The 19,456-nt window shown below is 53.2% G+C and carries 17 protein-coding genes; 8 read left to right on the top strand and 9 right to left on the bottom strand.

Going from position 1 to position 19,456, the window contains the following annotated elements:
- Nucleotides 1-90: 90 nt before the first annotated feature.
- On the bottom strand, nucleotides 91-2,742 hold the full coding sequence (gene ppc, locus QMG90_RS21490) for a phosphoenolpyruvate carboxylase (RefSeq protein WP_283281799.1): 2,652 nt from the start codon (nucleotides 2,740-2,742) through the stop codon (nucleotides 91-93).
- A gap of 397 nt (nucleotides 2,743-3,139) precedes the next feature.
- Here ppc and QMG90_RS21485 point away from each other — a divergent pair, with 397 nt between their 5' ends.
- Complete coding sequence (locus tag QMG90_RS21485) at nucleotides 3,140-4,036, top strand: sugar phosphate isomerase/epimerase family protein (protein ID WP_283281797.1); 897 nt, start codon at nucleotides 3,140-3,142, stop codon at nucleotides 4,034-4,036.
- 44 nt (nucleotides 4,037-4,080) lie between these two features.
- On the opposite strand, the gene QMG90_RS21480 is transcribed toward QMG90_RS21485, so the two are convergent.
- The 6 genes from QMG90_RS21480 to QMG90_RS21455 all read right to left on the bottom strand — a co-directional run bounded on the left by QMG90_RS21480 (nucleotide 4,081) and on the right by QMG90_RS21455 (nucleotide 11,051).
- The gene (locus QMG90_RS21480) at nucleotides 4,081-5,022 is read right to left on the bottom strand and encodes a 2-hydroxyacid dehydrogenase (protein WP_283281795.1); all 942 of its coding nucleotides are present in this window, start codon (nucleotides 5,020-5,022) and stop codon (nucleotides 4,081-4,083) included.
- Nucleotides 5,023-5,037: 15 nt separating this feature from the next.
- Nucleotides 5,038-6,258 carry an MFS transporter gene (locus QMG90_RS21475; RefSeq protein WP_283281793.1) on the bottom strand — a complete coding sequence of 407 codons (1,221 nt, stop codon included), beginning with the start codon at nucleotides 6,256-6,258 and terminating at the stop codon, nucleotides 5,038-5,040.
- A 467-nt stretch (nucleotides 6,259-6,725) separates the two neighbouring features.
- Complete coding sequence (locus QMG90_RS21470) at nucleotides 6,726-7,574, bottom strand: sugar phosphate isomerase/epimerase family protein (protein WP_283281791.1); 849 nt, start codon at nucleotides 7,572-7,574, stop codon at nucleotides 6,726-6,728.
- Nucleotides 7,575-7,591: 17 nt separating this feature from the next.
- Entirely contained in the window at nucleotides 7,592-9,601 is a 2,010-nt protein-coding gene (tkt, locus tag QMG90_RS21465) for a transketolase (RefSeq protein WP_283281789.1), read from the bottom strand.
- A complete protein-coding gene (gene tal, locus QMG90_RS21460) occupies nucleotides 9,588-10,568 on the bottom strand; it encodes a transaldolase (RefSeq protein WP_283281787.1) in 981 nt (326 codons plus the stop codon). The genes tkt and tal overlap by 14 nt, the downstream gene beginning before the upstream one ends.
- A 12-nt stretch (nucleotides 10,569-10,580) precedes the next feature.
- A complete protein-coding gene (locus tag QMG90_RS21455; protein WP_283281785.1) occupies nucleotides 10,581-11,051 on the bottom strand; it encodes an RpiB/LacA/LacB family sugar-phosphate isomerase in 471 nt (156 codons plus the stop codon).
- Nucleotides 11,052-11,386: 335 nt separating this feature from the next.
- On the opposite strand from QMG90_RS21455, the gene QMG90_RS21450 reads away from it, so the two are divergent.
- The 6 genes from QMG90_RS21450 to QMG90_RS21425 all read left to right on the top strand — a co-directional run bounded on the left by QMG90_RS21450 (nucleotide 11,387) and on the right by QMG90_RS21425 (nucleotide 16,759).
- Nucleotides 11,387-13,132, top strand: coding sequence for a dihydroxyacetone kinase family protein (locus tag QMG90_RS21450; protein WP_283281783.1), 1,746 nt, complete (start codon nucleotides 11,387-11,389; stop codon nucleotides 13,130-13,132).
- Complete coding sequence (locus QMG90_RS21445; protein ID WP_283281781.1) at nucleotides 13,123-13,908, top strand: triose-phosphate isomerase family protein; 786 nt, start codon at nucleotides 13,123-13,125, stop codon at nucleotides 13,906-13,908. Before QMG90_RS21450 ends, QMG90_RS21445 begins: the two co-directional genes overlap by 10 nt.
- An 89-nt stretch (nucleotides 13,909-13,997) precedes the next feature.
- Nucleotides 13,998-14,960, top strand: coding sequence for a sugar-binding transcriptional regulator (locus tag QMG90_RS21440; RefSeq protein ID WP_049848479.1), 963 nt, complete (start codon nucleotides 13,998-14,000; stop codon nucleotides 14,958-14,960).
- Between the two features lie 39 nt (nucleotides 14,961-14,999).
- Nucleotides 15,000-15,632, top strand: a complete 633-nt coding sequence (locus QMG90_RS21435) for an ECs1377 family protein (protein WP_283281779.1) — start codon at nucleotides 15,000-15,002, stop codon at nucleotides 15,630-15,632.
- A 93-nt stretch (nucleotides 15,633-15,725) separates the two neighbouring features.
- Nucleotides 15,726-16,184 (top strand): helix-turn-helix domain-containing protein, encoded by a 459-nt coding sequence (locus QMG90_RS21430; RefSeq protein ID WP_283281777.1) that lies wholly within the window; start codon nucleotides 15,726-15,728, stop codon nucleotides 16,182-16,184.
- Nucleotides 16,184-16,759, top strand: a complete 576-nt coding sequence (locus QMG90_RS21425) for a PIN domain-containing protein (RefSeq protein ID WP_283281775.1) — start codon at nucleotides 16,184-16,186, stop codon at nucleotides 16,757-16,759. Before QMG90_RS21430 ends, QMG90_RS21425 begins: the two co-directional genes overlap by 1 nt.
- A 7-nt stretch (nucleotides 16,760-16,766) precedes the next feature.
- On the opposite strand, the gene QMG90_RS21420 is transcribed toward QMG90_RS21425, so the two are convergent.
- On the bottom strand, nucleotides 16,767-17,069 hold the full coding sequence (locus tag QMG90_RS21420) for a SymE family type I addiction module toxin (RefSeq protein WP_283281773.1): 303 nt from the start codon (nucleotides 17,067-17,069) through the stop codon (nucleotides 16,767-16,769).
- A gap of 89 nt (nucleotides 17,070-17,158) precedes the next feature.
- On the opposite strand from QMG90_RS21420, the gene QMG90_RS21415 reads away from it, so the two are divergent.
- Complete coding sequence (locus QMG90_RS21415) at nucleotides 17,159-17,350, top strand: toxin-antitoxin system HicB family antitoxin (protein WP_283281771.1); 192 nt, start codon at nucleotides 17,159-17,161, stop codon at nucleotides 17,348-17,350.
- Nucleotides 17,351-17,366: 16 nt separating this feature from the next.
- Here QMG90_RS21415 and QMG90_RS21410 read toward each other — a convergent pair whose 3' ends face one another.
- A complete protein-coding gene (locus tag QMG90_RS21410) occupies nucleotides 17,367-19,169 on the bottom strand; it encodes a hypothetical protein (protein WP_283281769.1) in 1,803 nt (600 codons plus the stop codon).
- Nucleotides 19,170-19,456: the final 287 nt, after the last annotated feature.

Here is a 19,456-nt window from a genome sequence, read left to right as displayed (position 1 = left end):
TTTTCTCATTCCTGTTGCGACGAGGCAACCTTACCTGTTGCGATCAAAAAAGGCCACACAAGGTGTGGCCCTTTTAGTAAACAGCGTCAATTAGCCAGTATTACGCATGCCCGCCGCAACCCCGGCAATCGTCACCATCAGCGCCTGCTCGACGCGCGGATCCGGCGCATTGCCTTTCTCCTCGCTCAGGCGTGAACGGTGCAGCAGCTCTGCCTGCAGCACGTTCAGCGGGTCAGTGTAGATGTTACGTAACTGGATGGACTCGGCAATCCACGGCAGATCGGCCATCAGGTGTGCATCGTTGGCGATGGCCAGCACCACTTTGATGTCCGCTTCCAGCAGCTTACGCAGCTCTTCGCCCAGCCCCCACAGTTCCGGTTTTACCAGACGTTGATCGTAATACTCTGCCAGCCACAGGTCCGCTTTGGAGAAGACCATCTCCAGCATGCCGAGACGGGTAGAGAAGAACGGCCAGTCGCGACACATGGTTTCCAGTTCGCTCTGCTTGCCGTCTTCAACCACTTTCTGCAACGCAGCACCCGCGCCAAGCCAGGCAGGTAGCATCAGGCGGTTCTGTGTCCAGGCGAAGATCCACGGAATGGCGCGCAGGGATTCCACCCCGCCGGTCGGGCGACGTTTCGCCGGGCGCGAGCCGAGCGGCAGTTTGCCCAGTTCCTGTTCCGGCGTGGCCGAACGGAAGTAAGGAACGAAATCTTTATTTTCACGTACGTAACCGCGATACATCTCGCAGGAGATATCGGACAGCTCGTCCATGATGTGGCGCCATTCCGCTTTCGGTTCCGGCGGCGGCAGCAGGTTGGCTTCCAGGATCGCGCCGGTATAAAGCGACAGGCTGCTGATGGTGACTTCCGGCAGACCGTATTTGAAGCGGATCATCTCGCCCTGCTCGGTCACACGCAGACCACCTTTCAGGCTGCCCGGCGGTTGCGAGAGTAGCGCCGCATGTGCTGGCGCGCCGCCACGACCAATCGAGCCGCCGCGTCCGTGGAAAAGCGTCAGTTCAATGCCCGCTTTTTCACAGGTTTTGATTAACGCGTCCTGCGCCTGATACTGCGCCCAGGAGGCAGCCATCACGCCCGCATCTTTTGCGGAGTCGGAATAGCCAATCATCACCATCTGTTTGCCCTGAATAAAGCCGCGATACCAGTCGATGTTGAGCAACTGGGTCATCACATCATTGGCGTTGTTCAGGTCGTCGAGGGTTTCAAACAGTGGTGCAACCGGCAGCGCAAAACCGATACCCGCTTCTTTCAGCAGCAGATGCACGGCCAGCACGTCAGACGGTGTTTTCGCCATCGAGATAACATACGCCGCGATGGAGCCGCGTGGCGCTTCGGCAATCACCTGGCAGGTTTCCAGCACTTCGCGGGTGTTGTCGCTTGGCTCCCACTGACGCGGCAGCAGCGGACGTTTGGAATTCAGCTCGCGGATCAGGAAGGCTTGTTTATCAGCTTCTGACCAGCTTTCATAGTCGCCAATGCCGAGATAACGGGTCAGCTCGCCCAGCGCTTCGGTGTGGCGGGTGCTTTCCTGACGAATATCGATACGCACCAGCGGCACGCCAAAACACTTCACGCGGCGTAGTGTGTCGAGCAGTTCGCCATTGGCGATGATCCCCATACCGCAGGCCTGCAGAGACCGGTAGCAGGCGTACAGTGGGTCCCAAAGCTGCTCGTTCTGCGTCAGTAATCCGGCAGGTTTCGGCAATTTCTCGCCCTTCAGACGCGCTTCCAGCCAGGACTGCGTCGCCATCAGCTGGCTGCGCAGTTTTTTCATCAGATAGCGGTAAGGCTCGGTGGCGCCTTCTTCGCCAACCAGCGCGCGCAGTTCGTCGGTGCAGTCGACCATCGACAGCTCAGAAATGAGCAACTGAATATCTTTCAGGAACAGGTCGGTGGCCTTCCAGCGGCTCAGCAGCAGCACGTGGCGGGTGATATCGGCGGTCACGTTCGGGTTGCCATCGCGGTCGCCGCCCATCCAGGAGGTGAAACGGACCGGCACAAAATCCACCGGCAGGCGATAGTTCAGGTGTTCTTCGAGCTGTTCGTTCAGCTCACGCAGGTAGTTCGGCACGCCTTCCCACAGGCTGTTTTCCACCACCGCAAAGCCCCATTTGGCTTCATCCACCGGGCTTGGGCGGTATTTACGGATTTCATCAGTATGCCAGGACTGGGCGATCAACTGGCGCAGGCGGCGCATCAGCTGGTGGCGTTCGTAATCGGCGATATCTTTGTTGTCGAGCTGCTTTAAGCAAGTGTTCACTTCGACCATTTTATGGATCAGCGTACGACGTGTGATCTCGGTCGGATGCGCGGTAAGTACCAGTTCCAGCGACAGTGACTCGACGGCTTTTTTAATGGTGTCTTCGGTGAGATCGGGTTGGTCTTTGAGCTTACGCAGCGTACGGGCAATAACTTCCGGATTGCTGGCGGCCTCGCCTTTCGGCGAAATGCTGTGGTATTGCTCGGCGGTATTGGCCAGATTCAGAAACTGGCTGAAGGCGCGCGCAACGGGCAACAGCTCATCATTAGACAGATTTTGCAGCGTGGTGAGCAGTTCCTGACGGTTAGCTTCATTGCCCGCGCGGGACGATTTGGACAGCTTACGGATGGTTTCGACACGATCAAGAATGTTTTCACCGAGTGCATCTTTAATTGTGTCGCCCAGTAATTTGCCGAGCATACTGACATTACTACGCAAAGCGGAATATTGTTCGTTCATGTTACCCCAGACACCCCATCTCATTTTATTTTGTTATGCCTGTCGCCCGTGAATCTGGACGGCGGGCAAAAAGACCCCGTCTTTTATAAAGCCACGTAAACACCCCCACGTCAATTGCTGCGAAAACGCTTCAGCAGACGAAAAAAAGCGGGCAATTTGCAAAATTTAATTTGAGTTGTGTCAGATAAGTAATGCTTATCGAAATGTGAACAGGATCACGCGTTTTTGCGTGTCTCCGAAGGGCGATAACCTTTTGAGTGCCGGGCGTTTTACATCACATACGATCGCGATCAAAATTCTAAATGTTCTTGTGTTCTTATAGTGAACATAAGTTCAATGGTGCGATATAATCTCATAAAAATGCGAACTGATTAAACCAGGAGGCAGTGACAGCACCATGAAAACAACATTGTATCCATCCGCCCATATTGCCGAACTTTTCTTCCCGCTGGCGAATGATGAAAACGCCATCCTGCAGGTCATCCGGCAGGTAGCGGCCACCGATTATTATCAGGGGTTTGAGACCGGCATTATTAAACAACCCGACATCGCCAGGGCCATCCGTTCCATTGCCGAACAGCAGCATTTGCGTGTAACCCAATGGCTGACCTTTGAACTACTCAGAGATAACCTGAATCTCAGCAGCCTGGACAGCGCGCTGCGGGAGAAATCCATCCGGCGTGCCTGCGAACTGGTGCATCTGGCGGCAGCGTGCGGCACCACAAAATTGTCGCTGGTGAGCGGCAGCGATCCAGGCGAAGCGCGTCGGGAAGAGGCAAAAAAAGGATTTGGTGAAGCGCTGATCCGCATCGGCGAAGAAATTAAGCAGTACCCGACGATGCTGATGCAGGTGGAGCCGCTCGATCGTTTCGCGCACAAATGCCAACTGATTGGCCCGACGGATGAAACGGTGGCGTGGATGACACAACTGCGTAAAGATTGCCCGAAACTGTATCTTGCCTGGGACAGCGCCCATGTTGCGCTGAACGAGGAAGATCTGGCGCAATCGCTGCGGCTCGCCGCCCCGCTGATTTCCCAGTTGCATCTCGCCAACGCCATTCTGGATCCAAAAGCGGAAGGGTATGGCGACTACCACATGAAATTCGGCGAACCGGGTTTTCTGACGCCACGCACAGCCGCAGAGATTGTCCGCACCGCGCTGAGTTTGCCGCTGCCGCAGGAGCTCGGCCCGATCTCCATCGCCGTTGAAATGCGTACCACCGAACAGGATGATTTGTGGGATAACGAAAGACAGTGCCGCGCGTTTTTACAAACGGCGATGCAGGAAGCGTAAAGGGAAAAAATCCGTGCCTGTAAAGACAGGCACGGATGAGAGGATTATTTCGGTTGGGGTACCGGGGTTAACAAAGGCTGCCCGGCATTAAATGCGGCAATGTTATCCATCACCAGTTTTGCCATAGCGGCCCGCGTGGCGCGGGTTGCACTGCCGATATGTGGCGTGACGACGACGTTATCGCGATTAAGCAATTCGCGCGGCACATGCGGTTCGTTGGCAAACACGTCAATGCCCGCACCGCCAAGCGTACCGGTGGTGATGGCATCAACCAGCGCCTCTTCATCCACCACACTTCCGCGGGCGATGTTAATCAAAATGCCGTTGCTACCTAACGCTGCCAGCACTTCGCGGTTGATCAGTTTTGCACTCTCCTTGCCTGCGCTGGCGCAGACCATTAATACGTCGCTGTTCTGCGCCAGTTCCACCAGCGTGGGGTAAAACACGACGTCTTCACTTTCGACCGGATAACGGTCAAAACAGCCGATGCGCATGGCGAAACCCTTCGCTCTGTGCGCCACCGCCCGTCCGATGCGCCCGTAGCCAACAATGCCCAGGCGGCTGCCACTGACTTTCGTTGATGGCGGGTAAGCGCCGAATGGCCAGTCTCCCCGCTCGATAAACCGCTGTGCGCCAATGATCTGCCGCGAGACGTTCAGCATTAAGGCAATGCCGAGATCCGCGACGTCGTCGGTTAAAATATCCGGCGTATTGGTGACCTGAATATTCCGCCGGAAAGCGGCGTGGATATCCACGCCGTCATAACCGACACCAAATACAGCAATCAATTTTAACGCAGGTAATTGTTCGATCAGCGAGGCTTCCACCTTCGATTCCCCGCTGGCCAGAATCACCTTAATTTCCCCGGCAATGGCGCTTAATGGTTCTGCAGACAGTTTGTTATATTCGTACAGCGTGTAATCCCGCGCTAATTGTTCCGCTAAGCTATCCGGGACTTTATCAACGCGTAATATCACAGCAGACATCGCGACATCCTCTTATTATTTCTGGAACGATAACTGACCGTTTTTCACCGGCAATTTGTTGAAGTTAATGCACAATGTGCCGACGGTATAGAAACCGGCGCAGACAGCGAAGTAAACCAGCACGCTTTCATAACTGCCGGTCGCCTGCAGAATGACACCGACCAGAATCGGCACCAGGATCCCTGCGCAGCTGTTCGCCATGTTCATTAAACCGCCCACCAGACCGACACGATCTTTCGGTGCCAGAATCGCCGGGAAGCTCCAGTACAGGCTGCCAAACATCATAAAGAAGGCGGCAACCGCCAGCAGACCGACAGCGATGGTAGGATCGGTGATCGTCGCCAGCGCGTACAGCGACCCCAGCCCGACAATCCCGGAAAGCGACAGCAGTGTTTTCAGCGCCACGTTATGGGTGATGCCTCTTTTCACCAGGAAATCGACGAAGAAGCCGCTGAACAGACAACCGAGCGTCCCCATGATGAAAATCAGGAACGTGGAGTTACCGATGGCCGCCAGTTCCAGATGTTGCGCCTGGGCCAGGTAGCTCGGACCCCAGGTGAGCAGCCCCCAGTAAACCATCCCCCAGGAGGCGCGACCGACCATGATGGCAATCATGGTGAACCAGCTGATGCCGAGCCCTTTGGTCGGCGCGGTATCGTCAGTACCAGAGGCGCTGACGGCGTTTCCTGCGGCAATATACTCGACCTCTCTCTGATCCACGCTCGGGTGTTCGGAAGGGCGGTCACGCAGGACTTTCCAGGCAATGAAACCCAACAGCATGGTGAACAAACCGACGATCACGAAGGTCACGCGCCAGGAGTCGAACAGCACAATCAGGTGCGCAACGATGATGCCGCCGAGGGCGACGCCGAGCGGGCTGCCGGAGTCCATAATGACTGCGCCGCGGCCTCTTTCAGACTGGGTCAGCCAGGTCGAGCTCAGTTTTGCGCCGCTTGGCGATACCGGTGCTTCCATAACGCCCAGGCCGATACGGGACAGGATCAGGCTGATCCCGCCGCTGGCAAGACCGATAATCGCCTGGAAGAATCCCCAGCCAAACAGCGCGCCGGTGATCACTTTTCGTGGTCCGAAGCGATCGAGCAACCAGCCGCCGGGAACCTGTAATAATGCGTAAGACCAGAAGAAACTACTGAGAATCAACCCCTGTGTGGTGGGTGAAAGATTAAATTCTTCTTTGATATAGGGCATCCCGATAGACAGCGTAATACGGTCCATGAGGTTAACCGCTAATAAGAAGAACATCGTTGCAAAGATAACCCAGCGGAAATTCGTTGGTTTCTGTGCGTTTGATGGTGGCGTAATAGTAGAGTGAGACATAATTAACCTTCAGTTTAATAGGGAACGTTATTAGAAATAAACGCAATTAACCAATGAAGCTTAAGTACTCTATTGATGTTACTTGTTTTTTTATTTTAGTGAACAAAAGAACTATGTATGTTCTTTTGTTAATTATATAACAGCATAATGACAAATAACTGTATGAGAGCTTAATCACATAACATGAAAAATACGCTTCAGGTTTTTTTTGATATTTTTCATGGCAATAGAAATCTGTTTCCCGGCAAAAATGAGTGTGCAGGGAAAATAAAACTTCACGCTGTAAAGGACAGACAAATTACGCTCAGCATTTCATTCATCACGTTATTATCTGAATGTCGTGATGAGCGTCGTTGTCTATTTTTTTAACTCACGCTGTAACCTGTCATTCTTTCCAGAGCCTCGCGAGACTGAATCAGGACGTCAAGGCTGCGTGCCGGATCGACGGGCGCATCGGCACGCACCGGGTAGCTGTCACGCTGACGGTGCATTCGTAACGGAATTTCCAGGCTGCACGGGATCGCGCGCGCTTCAAGGGCTTTCAGCATGGGGACATAGTTCAGTTGACCCTGGCCCATCGGCGTGAAATGCACTTCACCGTCGCGTACTTCAAGATCTTTCAGGTGGCAGTGTTGCGCGCCTGGCAGCATGTTGATGGCTTCTTCAATGGCGTCAACGTCAGGGCAGAGCGACACGATGTTGCCCGCATCCACGTTAAAGGCCACTGCCGGGCTGTCGATGGCGTCCAGTAGCACGAAGCCGTCATCGGCCAGACGGAACACGTCATAATTCGGATCGCCGCCGTTTTCCAGGCAGATCACGCACTGATGCGCTTCCGCGACTGGCGCCAGCTCGCGCAGGTTATTGATAATACGCGCCCGGTCCGCACTGCGGCCCACGCAGATGTTGATCCAGGTCGCGCCAATCATGCTGGCAAACTGAATGCGCTGCGTAAACTGTGCCACCGCATCCGGCGCGCCCATGTTCATCGTGGCGCCCAGCGCCTGGGTGCGCAGATCGTGTTTTTCCAGCAGCTCGCGGATGTAGCGGGCGTTGCCTTCCTGAAACAGTTCCGGCGGCATGTCGCCCACGTAGCCCTGGTTGTATGCCAGCTCCACATAGCGAAACCCGGCCTGACGGATGGTACTGAAGGCGATGTCGGTATCGACGCCGTCAAACATCGCCGTATTCACACCAATAACCAGTTTGTTCATGCTGATCTTTACCTCCCTTATTGCTGTAATGGCGTTGCCAGTAGCGCTTTCGCTTGTGCCACCACGTTTTCTGGCGTGAAGCCATATAACGCAAACAGTTTCTCAGCCGGAGCCGACTCACCGAAGGTGGTCATCCCGACGATAGCACCGTTCAGCCCGGTGTACTTGTACCAGTAATCCGCGATACCCGCTTCCACCGCCACGCGGGCGCTGACCGCTTTCGGCAGCACGGATTCACGGTAGGCCGCATCCTGTTTGTCGAACGCGTCGGTGGACGGCATGGAAACCACGCGCGCCTTCACCCCTTCCGCAGTCAGTTTTTCCCACGCGGCAACCGCCAGCTCCACTTCCGAGCCGGTGGCAATGAAGATAAGCTCCGGCTGACCGGCGCAGTCTTTCAGCACATAACCGCCACGGGCGATATCCGCCAGTTGTTTCGCGGTACGCGCCTGCTGCGCCAGGTTCTGACGGGACAGAATCAGCGCGGTTGGGCCGTCATGACGCTCCACGCCGTATTTCCACGCCACCGCCGATTCCACCTGGTCGCACGGACGCCACAGGCTCATGTTCGGGGTCACGCGCAGGGACGCCATCTGCTCAACCGGCTGGTGGGTCGGGCCGTCTTCGCCCAGACCGATGGAGTCATGGGTGTAGACCATTACCTGACGCTGCTTCATCAGCGCCGCCATGCGCACCGCGTTACGTGCGTATTCCACAAACATCAGGAAGGTGGAGGTGTACGGCAGGAAACCGCCGTGCAGCGCAATGCCGTTGGCAATGGCGGTCATACCGAATTCGCGCACGCCGTAGTGAATGTAGTTGCCTGCCGCGTCTTCATTGATGGCTTTCGAACCGGACCACAGGGTCAGGTTGGATGGCGCCAGGTCCGCGGAGCCGCCGAGGAACTCCGGCAGCCACGGGCCGAAGGCTTCAATCGCGTTCTGCGACGCCTTACGGCTGGCGATTTTCGCCGGATTCGCCTGCAGGCTTTCAATCCACGCCTGCGCTTTCGCCGCGAAGTCCGCCGGCATATCACCCTTCATACGGCGGGTGAACTCTGCAGCTTCCTGCGGGAAGGCTTTCGCATAAGCAGCAAATTTGTCATTCCAGGCAGATTCTTTCGCCTGTCCGGCTTCTTTTGCATCCCACTGTGCATAGATTTCAGACGGGATTTCAAACGGCGCGTATTTCCAGCCCAGCTGTTCGCGGGTGGCGGCCACTTCCGCCTCACCCAGCGGCGCACCGTGAGAATCGTGCGTACCGGCCTTGTTCGGTGAACCGAATCCGATGATGGTTTTGCACATCAGCAGGGACGGTTTGTCCGTCACCGCACGGGCTTCTTCCACCGCACGTTTAATGGCGGCGGCATCGTGACCATCCACGCCGCGCACCACATGCCAGCCATAGGCCTCAAAGCGTTTCGCGGTGTCGTCGGTGAACCAGCCTTCCACGTGACCGTCAATGGAGATGCCGTTATCGTCATAGAACGCCACCAGTTTGCCCAGTTTCAGGGTGCCCGCCAGGGAGCACACTTCGTGGGAGATACCCTCCATCATGCAGCCGTCACCCATAAAGGCATAGGTGAAGTGGTCAACGATGTCATGACCCGGACGGTTGAACTGTGCTGCCAGAGTTTTCTCGGCAATCGCCATACCCACCGCATTTGCAATGCCCTGACCCAGCGGGCCGGTGGTGGTTTCGACCCCGGCGGTGTAACCCACTTCCGGGTGGCCCGGGGTTTTTGAATGCAGCTGACGGAAGTTTTTCAGCTCTTCCATCGGCAGGTCGTAGCCGGTGAGGTGCAGCAGGCTGTAAATCAGCATGGAGCCGTGGCCGTTAGACAGCACGAAACGGTCACGGTCTGCCCAGGACGGATTCTGCGGGTTATGGTTCAGGAAATCACGCCACAGGACTTCGGCAATGTCAGCCATACCCATCGGGGCACCGGGGTGACCGGATTTCGCTTTCTGTACTGCGTCCATGCTTAGAGCACGGAGCGCGTTCGCCAGATCTCTACGCGGTGACATTCGCCGCCTCCCGTTTCGCCAGCAGTTCGGTGAGCATCGATTCGAGTTTCTCCTGGTCCACGGCAAATAAACGGATGCCTTCCGCCAGTTTTTCGACGGCCATCGGATCCTGATTGTGCAGCCAGTAAAACTCTGCTTCGGTCAGCGGTGATGGCGGCGTTTCCGCTTCTACCGGCGGCGTCAGCGCAACGGTCAGTTCGCCCTGCATCTGGCTCAGTTCTTCTAAGAGCGCAGGGGCGATAGTCAGACGGTCGCAGCCCGCCAGCGCAATCACCTGCGCCACTTTACGGAAGCTCGCGCCCATGATCACCGTCGGGTAACGGTGCTTTTTGTAGTAATCATAAATCGTGCGCACCGACACCACGCCCGGATCGTTCTGCGGGTTGTCATCGGTGAGCAGATCGCGCTGGCGATACCAGTCGTAAATACGGCCAACAAACGGCGAAATCAGCCAGACACCCGCTTCGGCGCAGGCGCGCGCTTGTGCAAACGAGAACAACAGCGTCAGGTTACAGTGAATGCCTTCGCGCTCCAGTTCTTCCGCTGCCTTAATGCCCTGCCAGGTGGACGCCAGTTTGATTAGCACGCGGGAACGGTCGATACCGGCGGCTTCATACAGGGAAATCAGTTTGCGTGCTTTCGCTACACATAAACCGCGATCGAACGAGAGGCGGGCGTCCACTTCGGTCGAGACTTTTCCCGGCACCTGGCGCAACAGTTCAAGACCAATGTTGACCGCCAGTTTGTCGCTGGCGTTAATCAGCCGGGTTTGCGCCGTGCCGCCCTGCTCGCAGGCCCAGTCAATCGCCTGTTCGATCAGCGGACGGTAGAGCGGTTGCGCGGTGGCTTTCAGGATCAGCGACGGATTGGTGGTCGCGTCCTGCGGGTGATATTCACGAATGGCGGTGATGTCGCCGCTGTCCGCCACCACGGTAGTGACCGCTTTCAGTTTTTCCAGAAGATTCATGGGGCTCTCCTTTTATTTATTCGTGCGGTTCGGGTGGTTGAGGGCATCGTAGTAATTAATACGTTCGACTTTTGGCGCCGACCGCCCCGCTTCAAATTCGGATGCCAGCCAGGCATCAACCAGCATCAGCGCCAGCTCTTCACCAATGACCCGGGCGCCCATTGTCATGATTTGCGCGTTATTGCTTTTACGGGCGCGCTCGGCGGAGTAGACATCATGGCACTGCGCGGCGCGAACGCCCGGCACTTTGTTTGCCACAATCGCCATGCCAATGCCGGTACCGCAAAACAGAATGCCGCGTTCGAATGTGCCTTGCTGGATCGCAGAAGCGAGATTGAAGGCGACATCCGGATAGATTTGATCGTTCCCTGCAACGTCGTGACTGAAATCTACAACCTCAATGTCTTTTTTATTCAGGTGCTCTTTGACCCGATTTTTCAGTCCGGTCGCGGCATCATCCGCACCGATTGCGACTTTCAGCATTTTTATTACCTCATTAATGACAGTGCTTAAATTGAACTCATGTTCACTCTCTGCTCGTGTGATGGCGTCTGGCTGGGACGAAATGTGTTGCAGAGATGAACGAAAGTTCAGTTAGTGTTCGTATGTAATAGATCATTAGCAGGAAAAAAGCGCGTAAAAAAGGATCTGGCGCACAAAAATGTGCGGATTTGGGGAATTTTCGACCATGCTCACATTTTCATGTGCTGAACATTTGATTGGTCGGTGCGATCTGCTAGCGTTCATGTGTGATGGTTATATAAAGGCCAGTTTCTGGCGGCTGGGGTATTGCTTGTAAATCATCTGGAGAAGAACAAATGACCTGGTTATTTAACCGACCCGCCGACTTTGCGAAAGAGATGGTGGCGGGCTTCGTCAGCGCACATGCGTCCATGGTGCGCCAGGTTCCCGGCGGCGTGGTGCGCAATACCCAAAGTAAACCGGGCAGCGTGGCGGTGATCGTCGGCGGCGGTTCCGGGCACTATCCGGCGTTTGCCGGGCTGGTCGGGCAGGGGCTGGCGCACGGCGCTGCGATGGGTAATCTTTTTGCCTCCCCTTCCGCACAACAAATTTGCTCCGTCGCCCGGGCTGCCAACAACGGCGGCGGTGTGCTGCTGACCTTCGGTAACTACGCCGGCGACGTCCTGCATTTCGGCCTGGCCTGTGAACGTTTACGCGCCGAAGGCATCCCCTGTGAAACCTTTGCAATTACGGATGACATTTCCAGCGCGCCGCTGGCGCAAAAAGAGAAGCGACGTGGCGTGGCGGGCGATCTGGTGGTGTTTAAAGCCGCCGCGGCCGCCGCTGAACGCGGTGATTCGTTGGCTGAGGTGCTGGCGGTGGCACGACGTGCCAACGAACAGACCCGTACGCTGGGGCTGGCTTTTAGCGGCTGTAAATTCCCTGGTGCGGAACATCCGCTGTTTACCGTGCCGGAAGGCAAAATGGGCTTCGGCATGGGGATCCATGGCGAGCCGGGTATCAGCGAGCTGGCAGTGCTCTCTTCTCAGGATCTGGCGAAAAAGCTGACCCACGCGCTGCTGGAAGAGCGCCCGCAGGACATTCCGCAGACCAAAGGCGCGCGGCTTGGGGTGATCGTCAACGGTCTGGGCTCGGTGAAATATGAAGAGCTGTTTGTCTTCTGGCATGATGTTCAGCCGCTGCTTCAGGACGCGGGTGTGACCATCGCCGATGTGCAGATTGGCGAGTTCGTTACCAGCTTTGATATGGCGGGGATGTCACTGACCTTTATCTGGTTTGACGAAGAACTGGAAACATTATGGCTGGCGCCAGCGACCACACCGGCATTTAGCCGTGGTTCGGTGCTGCCGCATAAGCCGCTGGATCCGGTGCAACTTGAGCAGAGCGGCGAGACCAAAATTCCGCAGGGCAGTGCGGCATCACAAGAATGCGCGGTCAGGGTGATGGCGATGATTGACGCGCTGGCGGACACCATCGTCGCCAATGCAGAAGAACTCGGGCGCATCGACGCCATCGCCGGGGATGGTGACCACGGCATCGGTATGGAGCGCGGCGTTGTCGCGGCACGCGCTGCTGCCAGCCATGCGCTGAACCAGGGCGGTGGCGCGGGAACGCTGCTGCAATGCGCCGCGGATGCGTGGGCTGATGAGGCAGGTGGCACGTCAGGCGCTATCTGGGGGGTGATCCTCAATACGCTCGGCACTACGATCGGCAACAGCGAGAAGCCGGACGTCATCACCGTGGCGCAGGCGGTTTCGCAGGCCTGTTCTGGCGTGATGCATTTTGGTAAGGCAAAGCCGGGCGATAAAACGCTGGTGGATGTTCTGCTGCCGTTCAGCCAGGCGTTGAGCGCGGCGGCGGAAGAGGGATTGTCGCTGTCGGCGGCCTGGCGTAAGGCGGGCGTGGTAGCGCAGCAGAGCGCACAGGCAACCGCACAACTGTTGCCGCAGATTGGTCGCGCACGACCACTGGCGGAGCGCAGTCTGGGCACGCCGGATCCGGGTGCGGTGTCGCTGTCGATGATCATCGATGCGGTCGGCGCCTGCATGACCAATGACACCAGGGAGAAAGTATGCCCGTGAAACTGGTGATCGGCACCAGCCACAAAACCTACTTTGGCTATCAGCAAACGCAGGCATGGTGCCAGCAGGTGGCGGAACTGGTGCGCGCGCTACCAGAGGTAACGACACCGGCATTGCAGTTGTTTACCTTTCCTGCAATGCCAGCGCTGTCGGTGGCGCTGGCGGCTTTTTCCGGCACCGCAATGGCAACGGGGGCGCAGAATGTCTGCGCCGCCCCACCCGGCGCGTGGACCGGGGAGACCAGCGCGGCCATGCTTCAGGAGATGGGCTGTCGTTACGTCGAAATTGGTCACGCTGAGCGCCGACGCCACTTTGGCGAAACGACCGACATCATCAATCAAAAGCTTGATATGGCCTTTGCCTGTGAACTCACCCCGGTCATTTGTATCGGGGAAGCGCAGCGGATGAGCATTGACGATGCCAGCGCGTTTGCCTGCCAGCAGGTGGATGAACTGCTCGCCCATCGCCATGAATCGTCGCTACCCGCCGCACTGTTTGCCTGGGAGCCACAGTGGGCGATCGGTGCGCCGGAACCGGCGAGCGATGAGTACATCCGCGGCGTCTGTAAAGCGCTGCGGGGGTATCTGCATCAGCGGTACGGTGCGCAGTTTCAGGTGATCTACGGCGGCAGTGCCGGTCCCGGTTTGTTGAGCCGACTCTGGCCGGATGTCGACGGGATTTTCCTTGGCCGCTTTGCACATCAGCCACAGGCGATGGCGTCGATTCTTGCCGAAGCGCAGGCGCTCCTCTCCACCCGTTCTGCGGGTGACGCATGATTGCGTACTGAACATTTCTGATATACTCCCCGGCAAATGTTCACCACTTAAACATTATTTATATCTACTGTGGGGAGATGTCAGCCGATATGGAAAAATCGAACGCGTCCCAGGATTATGAATTACTCACCGAGATTGCCGTCGCGTATTACTGCGATGAGGTGACGCAGGAAGAGATTGCAAACAAGTTTGGCTTTTCCCGCATCAAGGTCGGGCGTTTACTGAAGCGCGCGAAAGAAGAAGGCATTGTTGAAATCAATGTGCGTTACCACCCGGTATTCAGTACGCAACTGGAAAAACAGCTGATCGAACGCTTTCCCATCAGCCGCGCGCTGATCGCCCTCGATCATAACGACGAAGAAGAGCAGCGCCGTCAGGTGTCCGCGCTGGTTTCCGGTCATCTCAACAATATGCTGAAAGATAACATGGTGGTGGCGGTCGGGCAGGGGCGCAACGTGGCGTCGGTGGCCGATCTCTCCGGCACCATTCAGCCGCGCGACTGCCGGTTTATCTGCGGGATTGGCGGCACGCACCGTCCTGGCGATGTGATCAACGCCGACCATATCAGCCGTCTGCTGGCGAAAAAATTCGGCGGCAGCAGCGAGTCTTTGTACGCACCAGCTTATGTCGAAAACATCCAGCTTAAAGAGTTGTTGATGCAGAACGGCACCATCAAGGAAACGCTGGATCGCGCACGCAAAGCCGATATTGCACTGGTGGGTATTGGCGACATGAATGAAGACAGCTATATGGTGAAGCTGGGGTGGTTCACGCCGCAGGAGATCAATGATGCCAGCCTTCATCAGGGCGTTATCGGCGATATCGCCGGGTATGATTTTTTCAACGCCCGTGGCGAGCACGTCAATACCGTGATGGACAACCGCGTGATCGGCCTGAGCATCGACGAGCTGCGGCAAATTCCCTGCGTGATTGCCATTGCGTCGGAAAACACCAAAGCGATGGCCATCATGGGCGCGCTGCGCACCGGCGCGATTGATATTATCGCGACCAGCGCCAGAAATATCCGTACTATCCTGAGTCTGAGTCAGTAATCACTTCGTATTAACCACCTGGCGGGATGGCGAACGGACATGACCGAACGAATTGACTATCAGATTGAAAAATATAGTTTTACGGAAGCCGCTGAGACACCACGGCTCACTCATCAGTGGCGCGAAGTGTTGGACGAGTGCCGCCAGCTTCAGGCCGGAGCGGAGGAGCGCTTGCGCATTGCGCTGCTGAATGTGGATTACGTCACCAGCTTTGAGCTTCCCTTCCGGTTGTTGCTCACCCGCGCGCCGCAGTTGATCGCCGGACTGCGGGACGAGCTTCAGCTCAGTCAGAAAAGCGCGACGTTTAACGGTAAGCGCTTTGGCTGCGTTTACAGCCTTAACACCTCGTTAAGTGAAATTCCCGACGAATTTCAGTATCGCCTCTCGACCCGCATCCGCCGGGTTGATCCCACCGGCACGCTGGCAACCCCGTTCCAGCAGATCGCCAAAGAGGTGAAAGCTCCGCGCGATCGCCTCAAACAGGCGCTGGAAAGCGGCTTGCAGGTCACCGCGCTCGACGCCCTGTTCTGGTTCGGCATTCAGCGCGTCGCCGCAGATATACAGCGGCTGCGAAAATCGGGGATGCGCATCGCCACGTCTGAGACGAGTGTCTCCGATAATATTACCGGTACAACAAGGCTGGTGCCGGTGTATCGGGGTGAGGTGGGGTAGACATTTCTATTGGGCGTTTCGTTTGTTTCGAATGTTGATATTTTCGTTTATTTCGAATAATGTGCATGAAACCTTCGCAAACAGGAACGCCTTATGACCACGACAGTTTCTCACCTTAACCTCCCGGACAGCCGGGAGCGCGAGCTGGCGCAGCGAGGGCAGCATCAGCTTACCGCTTATCTCTCAACGAAGCTGGAAACGCAGCGCATTTCCATCGTTGGAGATGATGACAAAACACATATTATTGAACTTCCTGGCAGTGCGATGACCCTGTTGGTGGATATTCTGGGCGAACTGGCGGCGGGAAATGCTGTGCAGATTGTGCCTGTACAGGCCGAACTCACCACCCAGGAAGCGGCAAATATCCTCAACGTGTCCCGACCGCATATGGTCAAACTGCTGGAACAGGGCCACTTACCGTTTCATAAGATCGGCCGTCATCGCAGAATTTTGTTTGCGGACTTGATGAAGTACAAACAGAAGCGCGAACATGAAAGCCTTGATGCAATGCAGGCGCTGGCCGATCAGGCGCAGGACTTAGGGATGTTGTAATGGGGCATTCACCTTTTGCGGTGATCCTCGATGCATGTGTGCTTTATCCGGCAAGGTTGCGGGATTTGTTAATGCATTTAGGGATAGCGGGTTTATATCAACCAAAGTGGACAGAAGATATTCAGGGCGAATGGTGCAGGAATTTATTGCGTAATCGCCCGGATATTCCCGGCGAAGCTTTACAACGAACTATTCAGCTAATGAATATGGCATTACCAGATGCTAACGTAACGGGATATGAACCTCTCATTGAGAGCCTGGCATTACCTGATAATAATGACAGGCATGTACTTGCCGCCGCAATACGTACCCGGGCAGAGATTATTGTCACTCTAAATCAAAAAGATTTTCCTCCAGAAGCACTTAGCTCTTTTAATATTGAAGCGCTACATCCCGATGATTTTATTTCCGATCTCTTCGACCTGAACCATGCACTGGTACTGGAAGCCGTCAGAAGACAGCGATGCGCCTTAAGACATCCACCCATAACGGTGGATGCGTTTCTGGATATGCTTTCTGCGCTGGGTTTACAGCAGACCACTCGGCTACTTAACGATTACCGCTACGTCATTTAGGTGCGGCTTAAGCGTGCTGTACCTTTCTGACAGCCAGAGTACCCTGAATTTCATTCAGCACCTGTTTCGCGGTTTTTAATTCTTCGAACAATGCTTGTTCTTTTTCGCTGTATGCCACCAGAACAATACAACCCTGCATCACTTTTACGGTGACGTGACGTCCGGTATCAAACCCGGCCGCGCGCATCCATTTGCCGGAAAGGTGCAGGCTCGGCGTGCTGGTATCGAGACCTTGCGGGCGATATCCCACAATTACCTTGCGCTCGGTTCCGGTTTCGGTGATGTCTGGGGTAGAATGCGAATCAGCCATAATCAACTCCTTGATAGTTGGTGCGGTTAGACGCTTCGGTTGTGTTGCAGCACATCGAAGCGTTGCTAGAAAGGAGGTTAGGTGGCCCCATGTCAATCATAGCGCGTGAAAAAAAACCAAAAGGCGGCGGTCAGTCACCGCAGTTTAAAATGCGCATTGATCCGGCATTGAAAGAGCAGCTGGATGCTGTGGCAGCTGAAGAAGGGGTGAGTCTCGCCAGTTGGTTGAAGGAACTGGCGAGAGAAAAATTACGAAGTAAGGGTATTATACCAAAAGGCTAATAATGCTCTATTAATTTTAACTGTCACTAAATCCTATTATATGAAACTCTGCTCCTGAGGATTTTATAGCATTGTCTGTGCTCACTAATAGGACATCTAGTTGTTTTTTTATATTACTGTTATTATTCAGATTGTTATAATAGCTTTTAATCGTGTGTGGTTGAATTATAATTACTCGAGTTTTTATTGAGTTAGGATTTGTTTTTATCCTTGATAATTTCCCCAAGAAATCATTGTAGTTTATCAATTTATTATTGTGCCAACACATTTTATTCTTTGCGTTTGTTGCTCTTTCAGTTAGATCTTGAAGAAGATTTTTCCTGTTTGCGTATCTCAAATTTTTAATGGCTTGACTTAAGACAATTTCATGAGCTCCGACAGAAATCCTCCTTGTCAAATTACTGCTATTAGCAGCTTTCACATGTATTAAAGAGATTATTGTTTGGTTTTCAAAGTCATCGATATGTATGAAATCAGCTTTCTCCCCAGCCCCATCATCGCAATATAACCAGCCTTGAGGCGTTTCTGTTGTGTTAAATTTTTCTCCTACTAACCAACGACTATTCCAACGATTTTTCACCCAGCAAAAGAGTGAATCTTGCAAACCTATTTTTTGGAGATCTAATTTTTCTGAAACCAACGGTTTTTCTTTACAGATGTTATAATTTTCAAAATCAGCCCATATAAAATCATTGTAAAAGACATCTTTATAATCGTTTTGAAATACCCAAGAATTTACTACAGCATGTCCAGACTCATACCAACATTTAATAAAATCAGGATGTTTGAAAATTTTCGAAAATGTATCTAATATTTTTCTATTTTTGCCTGTGTAATTTTTGCTGATAATATCAAAGGAAATTTCATAATCTTTCATTATAAGTTTTACTGTGATATCTCCACATAATGTCTCTTCGAAATAAACCTTTAATGTAAATGAAGTGTTATAATAATATGATATTTCGGTAGTGTATTTGTTTTTTAGAATTCTTAGTAAATCTAATTTATGTGGGCTAACTTCAAAAGGAATTAATTCTGGGTCTAAAATGGTAAAGTCATATGCATCTTTCACATTACTAAGATCATTAATCGGGTTAGCTAATATTCCAATAGGGTTATGATTGGATTTGCTATTTGAATTTAATGTGTCTAGTATTTCGGACACATTATTTTCAAAAGCATTCCAATCTTGACAAGGTCCTCTCCAAATAGATGATTTAAATGGATTTAACCCAATGGTTTTATTCTTATTGCCAATTTCAGTTCTGACGGCAGACATCATATATGATTGATCTTCAAGAGGGTCAAGGGAATCGGCGACACTATTTCCTCCTAAAACTTTTGAATCAGCTTTAACATTGTTTTTGCCATGGATACCTAAAAGCCATAGCATTTTTATATTATCCTCATTGATAAAAAGATAATTAAGGTATGATATATCAACAGGATGTATCCCTAGTAACGATGAGCTTTTAAAGTACTCTCTAACGGAGTCTTTCATGCCTGTTTCTGAAAAATAAAAAGCCATATGTTTACCAGACAAAAAAGTTAGTGCAATATGATTTTCTTCATCATGAATATTATTCCTGATAGTCCAGCTAGGTTTCTTTTTGAAAGAGTAAGGTGTGATTGCGACTTCAGCATTTTCAATTGATTCAAAAGAAGTTGGATACAGATTTATAGTTCCCGGTTTATTGATTTTTGTATCAATTAGCAGCATGATTTTTTCATGCAGCGGTTTGATCGTGTCTCTCCCGATGTTTACACCAACTAGTATAGACAAAAAAGGAGAAAGATGTTCCTTTTGAATATCATGCATGATGATCTCAATATACTCCATGTATTAAGGTATTATCATAATTATAGGTAAAGAAGAAAAATAAAGTGACAGGTATCACATGCTGGAACATTATCTAATGAGGAGTTAAGAACGTAGCTAAGTAAGACATTCTGCATGGTTAAGAAATATTAATAAATAACTTGTGGCATTATTTTGATTTTAATAAATGAGTTTTCTGTAACTTCTAAAGGATTTTATTCGTGGTTATTTGAATGCTTACGTGGCGACTCACAAGAGTATCTTTTATTCTATAACAACCAACGTTC

The organism is Trabulsiella odontotermitis, from assembly GCF_030053895.1.
Lineage (GTDB): Bacteria > Pseudomonadota > Gammaproteobacteria > Enterobacterales > Enterobacteriaceae > Trabulsiella > Trabulsiella odontotermitis_C.
Note: the sequence above shows the minus strand (reverse complement) of the source record. Positions and strands in the feature narration are given on the sequence as shown.